Below are 14,040 nucleotides of genomic sequence, written 5' to 3'. Positions count from 1 at the left end.
CCCCACAGTGGACTTCCACCACCTAGATAGTTGCCATGCCTGGCACACACAAAAAAGACATTAATCCTTCTTGGATTAATGCCCGGTTAATTAATGCTAACTCATAATAAAGTTAAATTGGTTAGTTTATTTTAATTAATATTTTACCTTCATAATTTCGGCTTTCGATTAATTTATGTGCTTCTGCTGCATCACTTAAATTAAAAACCTGTGCAATTGGTAGCGTAATTTGATTTGTTGCAAATAATTCTAACACTTTTTTTGCAACAGGGCCTAGTCGTTCAGGATTATGTTGTCTTGTTGTACCCAAGCTAAAGCCTTTAATATTTCTACAACTACTATGAACATCACTTGTTTTAAAAGTACCAGCCTTACCACTGCTATTACCAAATTGTACAAGTGTGCCATATAAAGCTAAGCACGAAAGACTCACACTAGTAACATCACCTGCAACGGAATCAAAGATAACATTTGCCCCTATATTATTGGTTTGTTTTAAAACTTCCTCAGTAAAGGTTTCATAGGTGCATACAACATCAGCCCCTAATTCTCTTACATAATTCGCCTTTTCTAAATTTCCCACGGTTCCAATAATTTTTTGGATCCCAGCCAATTTAGCTAACTGCACAAGCATCGAACCAACTCCACCAGCTGCACTATGTATAACAATAGTATCCGTTTTTTGTACTTGTCCAATTTCGTGTAAAAGTATATAAGATAAAATGGAAACAGTAGGCATTGCTGCCGCCTGTTCAAATGAAAGTTTTTCTGGAATTTTAAATACTAATTGTTCATTTGCAACTACATATTCAGCATATGAACCGTTTTTCGGAAAAGCTATGACTCTATCTCCTTTTGAGAACGACGAATTAACTGGAACTTCTTCAATTATTCCTGAAACATCCAAACCAAGAATGATTGGAAAAGCCCCTTCCCCCTTATTACCCAGTCGTTGCTTTATATCTGCATAATTTACACTTGTATACGCCACTTTAATTAGAACTTCATTTTTAGCTATTTTTGGAATGTCAATATCAGTATATGAAAGTACATTAATATCACCAAACTCATTTTGTATTACTGCTTTCATTTTTAAAATCCCTCCCCTGATTTTTAGACTGCTTTGGAAGTCCATATTCTGTAGACATAGTTGCCATTTTCTAATACTTTTTCTCTATGAACTTCAACCTTTACTTTTAAGTAATCTGCCCATTGTGGGATTAGTTCACCTAATTGAGTTATCACTTTTTCATCTGGTGTTGCATAACCAACTCGCTTCAAGACATAAGTAATTTGAGATATCTGGATACAAAGAATGTGACCATTCATATACTTCCATTTCTGATTCAAAAATCCTCTTATCTTCAGCATGTTGCCCGTTCACCCTATTGATTTCCATCAGCAATCCCCTTTACCTTATTTCAATACGCCCCTTTAATTAATTACTTTTAATAAAGATTCCTTTAAGTTCAATTAAATCATCTATCACCATATCAGCCTGGGAAAGTTCATCTTCCTTTGCAAAATCAAAATTACATCCTATAGAGACTAAGCCATTATCCTTTGCTGCATTTATATCAGAAAGACGATCTCCAACTACTGCACCACTGGTAATATTGTATTTCTTTATAATCGTTTGAACTAAATCTGATTTGTTCAGCGATTCAATTTGTTGGATGCTAAATGTTTCAGTAACCCACTGATCCAAATGATAATAATCTACAATTGCTTTTAAGTATTCCGTTAAGCCATTGCTCGCTATGTAAATTGCACAGTCATTTTCTTTTAAATAACTAAAGACTTCTTGCACATTCGGATATAATGCCCCTTTGCCACTATTTATATTTTCTATTAATCTTTCAAGAAAATAACGATCAGTCTGCTCCCTTACTTCAATGGAATGACCAGGCAACAAAGTTTCCCACACTTTCGGTAAAGGTACGCCCATAATTTCACGGTATTTCTCAATTGGAGTTTCTCTATCCCATTTATTTTGTGAGCGTAAATGGTTAAATGTATCTTCAAGAGATAGTTCTAATATTCTATCTGTTTGAAATAGCGTTCCGTCCATGTCAAAGATTAGCGATTGCGACATTTTCCCCTCTCCCTTTTAAGTAATTCTTCATTAAATCTCACACACTCTCATTTAACAATTGGAAATCATTCATTATTATAATAAGTTATTACGAGTTATACCCATTATATATTTTAAGTAGGGTGAAAACATGCGAATGCATACTAGATTTGCGAGTACTCTATTGTTCTTACTGTTATTTATATCTGCATCAAAAGAAGATGGAGTGGACCTCCTTGGAATCGAACTTGTATTAGTTGTCCTAAAAGAAGGTTCTATAATAAAATCTTTTGAAGTTCTTAATAAATCAGAGGTTGGTAGAATTTCAATCGGAACTCCTGAAACGGTATCTGTAGGAAAATATGAAGAAGAATCCCGTGGGAAAGTTGAATTTATGGAAAGATATTGAGTCAAAAGTAGTTTTTGCAATAAAGAGGTTCAAGCGTATGAACTTGAACCTCTTTTATTAAAAATATTCAACCCACAACTAGTCCTAATCGTTCTGCAAGTTCTTTTGTAAATTCCTTTTGTGATGTATCTTGCTCAGCGTACATTTTACTTATTCGTTTTTGAGCTTCATCTTTATAACCATAGGATTGATAAAGAATCGTTAAAAAGTGTGGATTTTCATACCACCCTTGTTCTTCTTTTCTTTTCATTTCGTTTATTACATCTTCTATTGTTTGGAATTGTTCAAGGTGAGGGAAAATCACATTTTCAATGTCGTTTTGAATTACTCTTTTAATTTCATTTAGGTTCGTTGTTAGATGAAGTTTATACCACTCATCTTGAATACCCTTCAACTCTGCAATACGCAGTCGTAGAACAGAGTATATTTCTGTTGGAAATTTCGGAGGTTCTACTTCATAAAACGTTCCGAACAACTTATCAGTAAATATCCCAATATTAAAGGTGAACTCTACTTCTTCTTTTGTATTCCACTTTGAATTTTGGATATTAACAACCCAAGCAAAATCAGAAAATACTTTTGCAAAGTTATTTCCCCTCTTTTTAAACCCTTTAGCTTTAAATAAAGGTGAAATTGATTCTTTGATCAGCTGTTTCAATTCGTTTTGCATACTCATAGTTTAAACCCACCTAATATTAACTTATCATTTACGTTTCCCGATATTTATTGAGATTATTCTACATACGGTTACTATGAAGGGATTTCAACTTCTTAAGTGTAATGCCTTTGTTATTGAAAAATGTTCATTATTATTTACTCAATACTAATCGATTGAATTCTTCTACTGTTTCAAAGTAATATTTTGATTCTAATTTCATCTGTTGCTTAATTTCAGAGATACTGTGTGACCAACCAGCAGCAGCAAAATCTACATTACAACTTCTCGCCATTTCCAATCCAGGCTTTAGGTCATCCAACATTAGTGCTTCTGTTTCTTCAAGATTAAAGCGTTTTAAAATATCCTTAATTGGAAATGGATGTGGTTTTCTCTGTTCTTCAGGAAGTTCCCAACCATAAATTGCGTCTGGCACAAATCCACAATGAATAGAATAATCTCTTTCAATTCGGTTCCTTTCAGAATGAGAAACCACCGTTACTATTCCACCTTGTTTTTTAAATTCTTGAATAGTCTCTACAAACATCTCATAGAAGTCTGGTACAGTTGATTCGGTATATTTTTTCCATACCACTTGCTGATGTTCTTGTTCTTCCTCTGTGAATTTAATGATGTCTTTACACAAAGAGGAAAAACCCGGATTAAAACAGTATCTAACAAAATTTTCAAAAGTAATAGGTTTATCGTTTGGTCGCAAGTATTCAAGAGCCTCTACAAATGATGGATAATGAATATTTGGTGTGCTTTTTACTGCTGTATCATCGTGGTCTAAGATTAGACATTTATATTTTAAAGCCATATATATCCCCCTATAAAATCGTAATATCATATCATAATCATTTATACATTTACCTTAGAAACTTTAGATAGCTCATTAAACTGCTTCGTTAGTTAATTGGATCTAAAAGAAATCATGTAAGGCTATTCGTTTTTCAAAAAATTCTTTCTCCATATTCCTTCGTACTTGTCGTCTCTTTATTTGTTCCATAGTGCAAGTGTTACATCCATGTGTTTCGACAATATTTGTATCTAAAAATAAATCATATGGTGGTTTTTGGAGTGATAATGCATGGTTTAGTATCTCCCCTAATATTTCATCATCATAAAAATTAGATAGAATCGTATATATTAATCCACCATCATTACTCTTCCCACTGTATGTCCATTGCTTTTCTAGTTCACTATGGTCATACCCACAATCCAAACATTTCATAAGTTCACCTATTTTTCGATTAATTCCTGAATGCGGAACAGCAAAATAAGGATGATATAGTATGTTCAATAGTTTTTATATACTAATTTCCTCAATAATTGAATGTCCCTCAGAACCTTCTGAATCAAGCCATTTCCAGTTTTCATATAACCTAATTCGCCCATCTGGTAAGATTTTAGGAGTAGAAATACATTGTCCACCTCTAATTTCATTTTTGTTGTTAACGTGGTTATATCTAAACTCTAAGCAACCGTCTTCCCTGACTATTCCAATTAATGTCCCTTGCACAATTTCTCCGCCACTGTATGTTGCTGAGATGATATGCCCCTTTTGTTTATATTTAAATAAAGTTTGTGAAGAAACCTCTCCATTTTCCGTATTTTCAATAGAAACAAAGTTGCGTCCATTATAATTTATCATTACTTAATACTCCTTTACTTACTAATATTTTTTTATCATACCATTTACTTCCTAAACTAATGCCCCTCAACTTTAATAAAATAAGGCATTTCACCTTTTTATGAAATGCCATTTTTGTCGATTTTAATATATGTATTTCAACTCAAATCAGTTAAACCTTTGGGACGCCCCCCTATCAGAAAGAACTCACTTTGTTTTAATTTAAAGTAATACCTGATATTATTTTATTTTTAATGACCGCTCAAGCGGTAATCTACTGATGTTGGAATGTTTACTTTTGATAAGGATTTTGACGGACTTTTTGCATAAAAAGTTCTGGATGTTCGATGCTTTCAAAACCATATTTTGAATATAATGAATGTGCATCATTCGTCGCTAACATAAATCTACGAACTTCCTTTAAATCAGGGTGGTTTGTAATCACATCCATTAACCATTTGGACAGTCCTAATTTCCGATAATCCGGTAATATAAACACATCACAAAGATATGCAAACCTCGCTAAATCAGTTATTACCCTTGCAAAACCAACTTGAACAAAGTCTTCTCTACCTACTTCACCTTTGTAAACACCGAAACAGAAAGTTGTATTTTCAATTGCCTTTTTTACGGTTTCCTTAGGAATCCCTTTAGACCAATATGCTTCTTCACTTAAAAATTGATGGATTACTGATAGATTTAAATAATCTTTATTTGTTGAAATTGAAAACCCATTATTTGCCCACATCTGTATTAATCCCCCACTAAATTATTTTTTAACTATTGTAAACTAGTTTTATCGCACAAACCTAATTGATTCACAATGGATGATACTAAGGGTTTCAAGGGGTTAATGATTGTTGTTGGTGTCCTAGTTTCAAACTGCTGAGCTGCATCAACCATAGATAGTTGTGCAACAGAGATCACTTTCTTCTGATCATCCATGATTTGTTCTAAGAATTTAGTAATTTCCTGATTGTATTGTTCTTTTAACCCTTGCATGATTAATTCAAAAGTGTTGTTTATAACCATAACCTCTATGTTCAAAGTTTTTTGATGGTGATTTGCGTATTGTTTGAGACGTTCCATTGTCCCTTCAACGGTTGAAGGATTTGTAAAAAGAATTATTTGAGGTTGCTGTATATTGCAAATGAATTCAAAGAATGGTTCATCAATCTTAATAATGGGAACTGATATTGAGAGCTGGTCCCCTTGCAAAATAGCAATGTAATTTGTACAAGTAATCAAGATTGCATCAACATTGCATTGCGCAATCCATTCGATTTGCTCTTTCACTTTAGTTTGGGCATCCGAGTTTTGAAAACTTTCATCTGATGTAACACGATACATTAATGCAGGGTCAACAAAATGAATTAACTCAATGTTATATGGAGAAAGTGCGTTTTCTATGTATTCTATATTTGAGTAATGTGCATGTAAGCATCCTAATCTTTTTTTCAATAGTAATTCCCCTTTTATAGATTTCTTAGCGGTTTAAATGGATGACTATGAAAACAAGGATTAGCCCCCTATCATTTGTACTAACTCGCTCTTTATTCTTCTGAATTTCTTAGCTTTTTCCATTGTGAATACATACTAAAGAGTGACATCAAAAAGATGATCCACATGACTTCATTATCAAACGCTATACCAGTAGAGGATTGGCCACCTAAAATCGTCATAGTACCTATTAAAAGAATAATATAAATCATCATAAATATTTGCCATTTAAATAGCACTTTTTTATTTGTTTCCCTGTACTTTTTGAATATCAGACTCACCAACATTATTACTAAAATAAGTGGAATCAGAACACCACTTGGGATAAAGTCAGCGAAAGGAGTATTAGGGAAAAAATCGTAAACTATTAATAGTGAAAAAGCGAAGATAAATATTATGTCTATAGACTTTATAAAGTTCATAAAACTGCACCTCGTTGATCCTTTTGCTGAGTGTCTATAATTTGCCTGATTCTGGCTATTATCCACCTAATTTTGTCTATTATCAGGGCATAATTGGCTATTATCCAAGCATTCTTTGTTCGTGTGTCTATTACCTGCCCTATTTTGGCTATTATCCACCTGGTTTTGTCTATTATCGGGGCGTAATTGGCTTTTATCCTATCACTCTTTGCATGAGTGTCTATTATCTGCCCTTGTTTGTCTATTATTCCCCTGGTTTTGTCTATTATCGAGGCGTAATTGGCTATTATCCTTCAATGTCCTTGCTTGATATCTAGCAATAGAGTATGAAAACCCCGATAGTATGTTATTTCCCCCAATCCTTCAACATTTCTTCATCAATCGATTCTACTATTTCTTCTGTACCGTCATTTCTTACAAACTTTACTTGAACTTCTTTAAAAGGGCTGATTGCGTACCAATATTTTTTATTTCCTTCGACATCGATTATTTTTGCTTTTTCATTTCCAGCATAGATTTCTTTAATATCAGTTTCACTAATTGCTCCGGAGTAGATATATGGAATCTCGTTCATAGCAGACCATTTATGGGGTGTATCCCACTCCGCGCCTCTTGTTTGTTTCCATTCCCACCTATTCTCCATTTTCTCAAAATAGGCAATGAAAATTTGTTCTCCTTGGCTGTTATGTTCTTTAAATACCGCAATCGCATCGTTTTCGTGAACTGCATTTAATTCTGTATGTACAAGATTATACGAAAAATTATTAGCATCTTTGTACATTCGCTTCATTTCTTGATGAAAGAATTCCTCAAAGGTAAGTTCATTTGAGCAGCCAACTAAAAATACGACAGAAAGCAATAATCCGATCATTATCTTGATTTTCAATTTCATCCTCCTTTTAATAGAATGAATCTGTTGATGTTAATCCCACTCCTTGAATAGTATACTAGCCCTTTCAATAGTAAGTGTTTCATTGCTACTTTTAACAACAATATCGAAATTCTTACTGTATGGGTGCATGAACACTTCGTACTGAATACGGCGCTCGTTATGAGATTGTTTTAAATACTCAACATCCATTCCTCTTTCCTCAATATCTCGACCGAATCTTCTAGAAAGTTCTGTATCTCCGTCTGTGTAAAAATAAATAAGAAGATCATATAATTCAGGGTTCGTAAAAGCTACGCACATACCTTCTACAATAGATATTTTGTTTTGTGAAGTGAGTATTGTACTTTTTAAATAACGAGTATTAATCGTGCGCAAATCCATGCCTTCCTTTAACATTTGAACATCTCTTTCTAAGGCTGGGATGTGATGTGCTGCGGGATGGCATGCTGTCATTTTAAAGCGATGTGGTGTTCCATTGTATGTATAGTCAATCTCTGCATGCTTTCTTATTGCTGAGCTTACTATGTAAGGGTCTGTATTAATATAGTTTATATTAGTCTTTAACTCTTCCTTTAACTTATGGGCAAATGTCGTCTTTCCGGCAGCACCATGACCAGAGATGCCAATAACTAACTTCTTATCAGAATCTTCAATCCAACGTACAATTTCTTGTATTAATGTATCCATCGTTCACTCTCTTTTCTCTTTTCTTATTCGGCTGATATAGCTTAATTCAATAAAAAAAGGCATTTCTCCTTCATAAAGAAATGCCTTACCTTACTATTAAAGTGCTTCTTAAAATTTACTAATTTTTATCTATCAAACCCTTTGCTATGTATTCGATAAATAACAGCTGCCATTTGCGCTCTAGTAATCGGATCATTGGGACCAAATTGACCATCTAAATAACCAGCCATAATCCCTTCTTGTTTCATTGTTTCAATGGCAACATATGCCCAAGAATTTTCGCCTACATCTTTAAATGAATTCATAACATTATTAGCAGATTGACCATAAAATCCAGCATTATAGAATACTTGTGCCATTTGCGCTCTGGTTAAAATGGCCTTAGGAGAAAAATATCCATCACCTGTACCATTCATTATTTTATTTTGTGCAACTAAACTAATGGGTTCAGATGCCCAAAAACCATTATGAACATCTTTAAATGAAATGTTTTCATTCGTTGGCGTCAGCGTTAAAAAGTTATCCATAATTTTAGCGGCTTCCGCTCTTGTTAAAGTGTCATTCGGCTTATATGTTCTATTAGGATATCCAGCTATCCAACCTTTTTCTGCTAAGAATAAGATTTCATTTTCAGCCCAATGTCCACCTATGTCTATAAATCTTCTTTCATCGTCATATTGATATAAATTCCATTGGTCCATCATTGAACCTATTTTAGTTTTGTAGTATTCCCCGCCCAGATGGTTATATCCGGCATTGGCAATGTCATAAAGATATTGTTTAGATGCCTGCTCAAAACTCCATCCACTTTTGAGTCTTTCATCATAATTTGTTTTTGCGAAACGATATCTCTGATTTAATAACAAATTCCCTGCTAAATAATCTACCGCTTCTTTATAAGAATCAAAGTCACGATACCAGTTATCTCTTCTTTGGCTTTCATCGTATAAAATTCGATTCTCTCCATAATTAGCTAAAACAGGGACTGCTTCATAATCTTCATCAGGTTGCCCCTGTAGTTGCCAAGCATTATCGGGATTATATCCCCATACTTTTATTCCGAATATATTTTTGGCATTTATTGCAATTCTTGTAGTTCCGTATCCACTTTCAAGAATTGCCATACCAGTAATAGCACTGGCAGGAATCCCCCACTTTTTATTTGCTTCCATTGCATATTTAGAGATTTCGTTAACAAAATCTTCTTTCATTTGAGTGGAAGGATAAAATACAGGTAAATAGGCATTACTATTTTTTCCTAAATTTACATCTTCAATTGGTACGGGATTAAGTCCATTTGCACTTGATATTAGCGAGTTCCTATTAACTAATGTAAATACTAAAATGATAGTAAGTAGAATTCTCACTTTTGTTTTATTGGCCAAATCTCCAACTCCTTTATATCAATCTAGTAAAAACAACTCTACCATCATAGCAATTTATTTCTACCCATTGGAGGGCTAATTCATGGGTAAACCCCCAATATTTGCATAACGGGATTTATTTTTTTCGAAACAAAAAGAAACCACCATTCATCCCTAAGGACAAATGATGGTTTATAAGTTTGGTGGACACAATTGGCATTTGACATTCTTTACAATTCTTGTTAGGCAACGTATAATATTTCTGTAAAGTTGATTTCAATGAGAAAATCAATTAAATAAATGAGGTGCATGTTTGTGAGTGCGGTAGTTTCTAAATAGGAAAACATTATAGGAAATAAGGAATTGTTAACATCTGGGGATTTTCATTAGAATCTCACCCCTTATTTTGTTATGGACTTATTTCCAACTATGAAGATACCTACCTAAACACTTTATAAACAAGCGCACTACTTCATCTTTATGGATGGGTTTATTTCCTTATGCTTGTAAAAGTTAAGCCACGGTATCTGCCGTGGCTTTTTTATGTCTAAATATCTCATTGAAATCCTAGGGCAGTAGGTTTCTTCATTGCTGATTTAAATCACAGTGAGGAGAAAAAAGAATGAATGAAAATACTTTTGAAAAATTACAATATAACGAGCTAAAAGAGATTGTGAAATCTTATTGTGTGAGCGGACTTGGGAAAAAACTAATCAACCAATTACTTCCTAGTTCCAACGTAAAAGTCGTTAAACATCGTTTAACTGAAACATCGGAGGCACGCGCAATTCTTGATGAAGGTGGGAACGTCCCCTTTTCAGGTGTGTCTAACATTGAACATATCATTACAAAATTAGAAAAAGGCATGATTCTTGATCCATCTGAATTGTTAAGTATCTCTGACTTTTTAAGAGGTTGCCGTAGAATCAAGACGTTCATGTCTGGCAAGGAATTCGCTGCACCAACCCTAGCATCTTACGCTCGCTCCATGACTGAGTTTTTAGATGTTGAAGAAGAAATCAATTTTTCCATTAAAAACAATCAGGTGGATTCAGCAGCTAGTGGTGAACTAAAACGAATTCGTCATCATATCCAAACAGCTGAACAAAAAATTAAGGATCGGTTAAATCAGTTTTTAAATAGTAGCGCAAACAGCAAGTATATTCAGGAATTCATTATCACGTTGAAAGATGATCGTTATACGATTCCTATAAAAGCATCATTTAAAAACCATGTTCAGGGCTCAGTTGTTGAGGTTTCTGGTAAAGGTGCTACGGTCTTTATGGAACCGAATGTTGTAGGAAAGTTAAGTGCAGAGCTGGCAACACTGAAATCGGAAGAAGCAATGGTGGAATATCAAATTCTCGCTACATTAACTGGGCTCGTTCTTGAAAATCTCCACCCTATTAAAGTAAATATTGAGCTCATTTCCCAATACGACATGATTTTTGCTAAAGCGAAATTTAGTAGGCATGTGGATGGAATTGAGCCGAAAATAAATGATTATGGAAAGATTCATCTGCGGGATTGCAGGCATCCCCTGTTATCTGGTCATGTTGTTCCACTTCAGTTTCTGATTGGGGAGGACTATCGAAGCTTAGTGATCACGGGTCCGAATGCTGGAGGGAAAACTATTGTATTAAAAACAATCGGGCTTGTTACGTTGGCAACCATGTCTGGTTTTCATATTACTGCAGCCAAGGGCACTGAAATAGCAGTATTTGATAATGTTTTTGTAGATATTGGCGACAATCAAAGTTTAGAAAATGCACTAAGTACTTTTTCTTCTCACATGAAGAATTTATCTGAAATTCTTCGTCTAGCGAACAACAACACTCTGCTACTGTTTGATGAAATTGGTAGTGGAACTGAGCCAAACGAAGGTGCTGCGATTGCCATCTCAATTTTAGAGGAGTTTTATTTGAAAGGATGTATTACTGTTGCAACTACGCATTATGGAGAGATCAAACGTTTTTCTGAAATGCATAGTGACTTTATGAATGCAGCCATGCAATTTAACAATGAAACATTGGAGCCTTTATTTAAACTGTTGATTGGGAAATCTGGAGACAGTAACGCGTTGTGGATCTCGAGGAAAATGAGTGTCCCTGAACATGTGTTAAAAAGAGCCGAAGATTATATGAAGAATAAAGAATATCGCTTAGAACGACTGAATGCGAGCAAAATTAGGACTCCAAATGAAGTTGTTGAGGTGGCGGAGAACCTGGTCGATTATCAAAAAGGCGATCGTGTGAAACTGCTGGATTACAACGACTTTGGAATTGTATATAAAGAGAAAGATAAGTATTCAAATGTGACTGTATTTTATAAGAAGGAATTCCTTGAGGTGAACGAGAAACGATTGACGCTTGAGGAAAAAGCGGAAGAATTATATCCAGAAGGTTATGATTTAGACTCCCTATTCACTGACTATAGAACACGTAAACTAAATCACGATATTGAACGAGGCTCGAAAAAAGCACTTCGGAAAATCAATAAAGAATTACGTAAAAATAAATAAGTCAGCATAAGGCGACACTGTTATGAATAGTCCATTTCCTCTCAAAGCTAGATCGAGGAGATGGGCTTTTTCACTGCAACTCTTCACCTTATTAATGAAGTTAAAGGTGGTGAGCTAGAGTGTACTTATTATCTATTTGAATGCCCGTTACTTTTTTGAGGACCGTTCATAAACTATAAATGAGGCACGTGAACGGGAGGTTATAATAATGAATCCATACAATAATTTAAATAACAATAAAAGTAACGCTAATAACTCATCAAATAATGAAATGAATGCTGCTCAACTAGCTGTACTAGGGGGCTTTCTTGCAACACTTGGCGATGCCATCTCAACCTATGCTGCAGTACTTGCGCTAGAAGAATTGCAACAAACACAAAATCAAAGTAACAATAACAAAAACAGTAACAGTAACAATAACAGTAACAATATAGACGATGAAATAAGCGAGCTCAAAAAGCAGATTAAATACTTAACTAAAGAGCTACATCGACAAAAAAAAGGAAAATAAAAAATTTTGTTACTTTACTTTTCTTATGAAGACCTTTTTAGTAGATTTTCACGCGCAAAAGGTCTTCATTGACGTTATGATGACCTTTTCCAATCGATTTCCTGGCGCAAATGGTCTTCATCCACCTTATCATGACCTTTTCTAGTCGATTCTCTGTCGCAAATGGTCTTCATCTACCTTACCAAGACCTTTTCCAATCGATTTCCTGGCGCAAATGGGCTTCATCCACCTTATCATGACCTTTTCTAGTCGATTCTCTGGCGCAAATGGTCTTCATCTACCTTACCAAGACCTTTTCCAATCGATTTCCTGGCGTAAAAGGTCTTCATCTACCTTATCATGACCTTTTCCAATCGATTTCCTGGAGTAAAAGGTCCTCATCCACCTTATCATGACCTTTTCCAATCGATTTTCTGGCGCAAATGGCCCTCATCCACCTTATCATGACCTTTTCTAATCGATTTCCTACCCCAAAAGGTCTTCATCCACCTTATCAAGTCCTTTCCCATCGATTTCTGGCGCAAAATGTCTATTTCACCAGTATGAAGACCTTTTCTATTAGATTTGCTCAAATGAATTTATCTATATCACAGCGAATCAAAATACAATAATCATTTTCCCTTGGACAGTAAGTAGAATTCCTTAAAGTTAACTAAGTTCCTCCGCCAATTCCAAAATTATTCCCTCTGGACCTCGAACGTAGCATAACTTATAATTTTCCTCATATTGCTGTATCTTACTAAAGATTTCCGTACCCCTCTTTTTCAATTTGGCAACAACAGCTTCAATATCTTCAACAGCAAATGCAATATGTCGGATCCCCAGTGTATTTGCAAAGGATGGCTGAATATCTTCTTCATTTGACGGCGTAAGAAATTTGATCAGCTCTATCCATGTCTGACCATCTGGCATTCCCAATCCTACACACACAACTTTAACGCCATTAAGCCCAACAGCATAACCCATCAAATCTCCTTCCATTTCCCATTCCCCTTTTACCTCTAGTCCCAAATCGATAAAAAATGCTTTAGCCTCTGAAAGATTATTTACGTTTATACTCACATGATCTATTCTATTAATCTTCATATCTGATACCTCCTTTGTTCCTGTTATTTCAATACTTTATTCGTGTAGTGTTGGGTTAAAACTTTAATTCGCTTACACAGAAAATACCGTTCTTCAACAATCCTTCCCCGTTTGTTCAATAAATTAAACAAAGAAGCTAAGAGGAAAAGTCTCTTAGCTTCTTTACTAATTCAATTAAATATCATCCCAAGTTTAAATGTAATACTACCGGTAGCAGAAATGTAACTGTTTTTGCTTGAACATCTAGGGATATTTTTAATCCCATTAATAGTCGATTGTTTGCTAT

Annotated in this window: 16 protein-coding genes and 1 pseudogene; 3 read left to right on the top strand and 14 right to left on the bottom strand. The window is 34.6% G+C overall.

Annotated features, from left to right (window positions below; genetic code table 11):
- Window positions 1-121: 121 nt before the first annotated feature.
- From CD29_RS08545 to CD29_RS08535, 3 genes and pseudogenes are all read right to left on the bottom strand, one after another.
- Complete coding sequence (locus tag CD29_RS08545; RefSeq protein WP_036185348.1) at window positions 122-1,090, bottom strand: quinone oxidoreductase family protein; 969 nt, start codon at window positions 1,088-1,090, stop codon at window positions 122-124.
- A gap of 23 nt (window positions 1,091-1,113) precedes the next feature.
- A complete protein-coding gene (locus CD29_RS08540) occupies window positions 1,114-1,371 on the bottom strand; it encodes a hypothetical protein (RefSeq protein WP_036185346.1) in 258 nt (85 codons plus the stop codon).
- Between the two features lie 67 nt (window positions 1,372-1,438).
- Window positions 1,439-2,110, bottom strand: a pseudogene (locus CD29_RS08535) (HAD hydrolase-like protein); the annotation flags it as partial.
- Window positions 2,111-2,225: 115 nt separating this feature from the next.
- Between CD29_RS08535 and CD29_RS08530 the strand changes: the two are divergent.
- Window positions 2,226-2,483, top strand: coding sequence for a type 2 periplasmic-binding domain-containing protein (locus CD29_RS08530; protein ID WP_036185341.1), 258 nt, complete (start codon window positions 2,226-2,228; stop codon window positions 2,481-2,483).
- Between the two features lie 67 nt (window positions 2,484-2,550).
- On the opposite strand, the gene CD29_RS08525 is transcribed toward CD29_RS08530, so the two are convergent.
- From CD29_RS08525 to CD29_RS08480, 10 genes are all read right to left on the bottom strand, one after another.
- Window positions 2,551-3,159, bottom strand: coding sequence for a DUF4304 domain-containing protein (locus tag CD29_RS08525; protein WP_036185338.1), 609 nt, complete (start codon window positions 3,157-3,159; stop codon window positions 2,551-2,553).
- Between the two features lie 133 nt (window positions 3,160-3,292).
- The gene (locus tag CD29_RS08520) at window positions 3,293-3,958 is read right to left on the bottom strand and encodes an HAD family hydrolase (RefSeq protein ID WP_036185335.1); all 666 of its coding nucleotides are present in this window, start codon (window positions 3,956-3,958) and stop codon (window positions 3,293-3,295) included.
- A gap of 102 nt (window positions 3,959-4,060) precedes the next feature.
- Entirely contained in the window at window positions 4,061-4,441 is a 381-nt protein-coding gene (locus CD29_RS08515) for a hypothetical protein (RefSeq protein WP_169716168.1), read from the bottom strand.
- Window positions 4,442-4,447: 6 nt separating this feature from the next.
- The gene (locus CD29_RS08510) at window positions 4,448-4,792 is read right to left on the bottom strand and encodes a n-acetylglutamate synthase (RefSeq protein ID WP_197061747.1); all 345 of its coding nucleotides are present in this window, start codon (window positions 4,790-4,792) and stop codon (window positions 4,448-4,450) included.
- A gap of 271 nt (window positions 4,793-5,063) precedes the next feature.
- Window positions 5,064-5,519, bottom strand: a complete 456-nt coding sequence (locus tag CD29_RS08505; RefSeq protein WP_036185330.1) for a GNAT family N-acetyltransferase — start codon at window positions 5,517-5,519, stop codon at window positions 5,064-5,066.
- 32 nt (window positions 5,520-5,551) lie between these two features.
- Window positions 5,552-6,232, bottom strand: coding sequence for a hypothetical protein (locus CD29_RS08500; RefSeq protein WP_036185327.1), 681 nt, complete (start codon window positions 6,230-6,232; stop codon window positions 5,552-5,554).
- A 92-nt stretch (window positions 6,233-6,324) separates the two neighbouring features.
- Entirely contained in the window at window positions 6,325-6,486 is a 162-nt protein-coding gene (locus CD29_RS20670; RefSeq protein WP_235801805.1) for a hypothetical protein, read from the bottom strand.
- Window positions 6,487-7,039: 553 nt separating this feature from the next.
- Window positions 7,040-7,579: a hypothetical protein gene (locus CD29_RS08490; RefSeq protein WP_235801804.1), complete on the bottom strand. Its 540-nt coding sequence runs from the start codon at window positions 7,577-7,579 to the stop codon at window positions 7,040-7,042.
- Window positions 7,580-7,615: 36 nt separating this feature from the next.
- Window positions 7,616-8,272, bottom strand: coding sequence for a uridine kinase family protein (locus CD29_RS08485; protein ID WP_036185322.1), 657 nt, complete (start codon window positions 8,270-8,272; stop codon window positions 7,616-7,618).
- Window positions 8,273-8,397: 125 nt separating this feature from the next.
- Entirely contained in the window at window positions 8,398-9,657 is a 1,260-nt protein-coding gene (locus CD29_RS08480) for an S-layer homology domain-containing protein (RefSeq protein ID WP_235801803.1), read from the bottom strand.
- Between the two features lie 601 nt (window positions 9,658-10,258).
- Here CD29_RS08480 and CD29_RS08475 point away from each other — a divergent pair.
- Together CD29_RS08475 and CD29_RS08470 are read left to right on the top strand one after the other, a co-directional pair.
- On the top strand, window positions 10,259-12,157 hold the full coding sequence (locus tag CD29_RS08475) for an endonuclease MutS2 (RefSeq protein WP_036185320.1): 1,899 nt from the start codon (window positions 10,259-10,261) through the stop codon (window positions 12,155-12,157).
- Window positions 12,158-12,365: 208 nt separating this feature from the next.
- Window positions 12,366-12,668: a hypothetical protein gene (locus CD29_RS08470; RefSeq protein WP_036185318.1), complete on the top strand. Its 303-nt coding sequence runs from the start codon at window positions 12,366-12,368 to the stop codon at window positions 12,666-12,668.
- Between the two features lie 648 nt (window positions 12,669-13,316).
- On the opposite strand, the gene CD29_RS08465 is transcribed toward CD29_RS08470, so the two are convergent.
- Entirely contained in the window at window positions 13,317-13,754 is a 438-nt protein-coding gene (locus CD29_RS08465; protein WP_036185316.1) for a VOC family protein, read from the bottom strand.
- Between the last annotated feature and the right edge of the window lie 286 nt (window positions 13,755-14,040).

Source organism: Ureibacillus manganicus DSM 26584, assembly GCF_000772945.1.
GTDB lineage: Bacteria > Bacillota > Bacilli > Bacillales_A > Planococcaceae > Ureibacillus > Ureibacillus manganicus.
The sequence above is the reverse complement of the archived record's forward strand: the minus strand, read 5'-3'. Positions and strand labels throughout refer to the sequence as shown.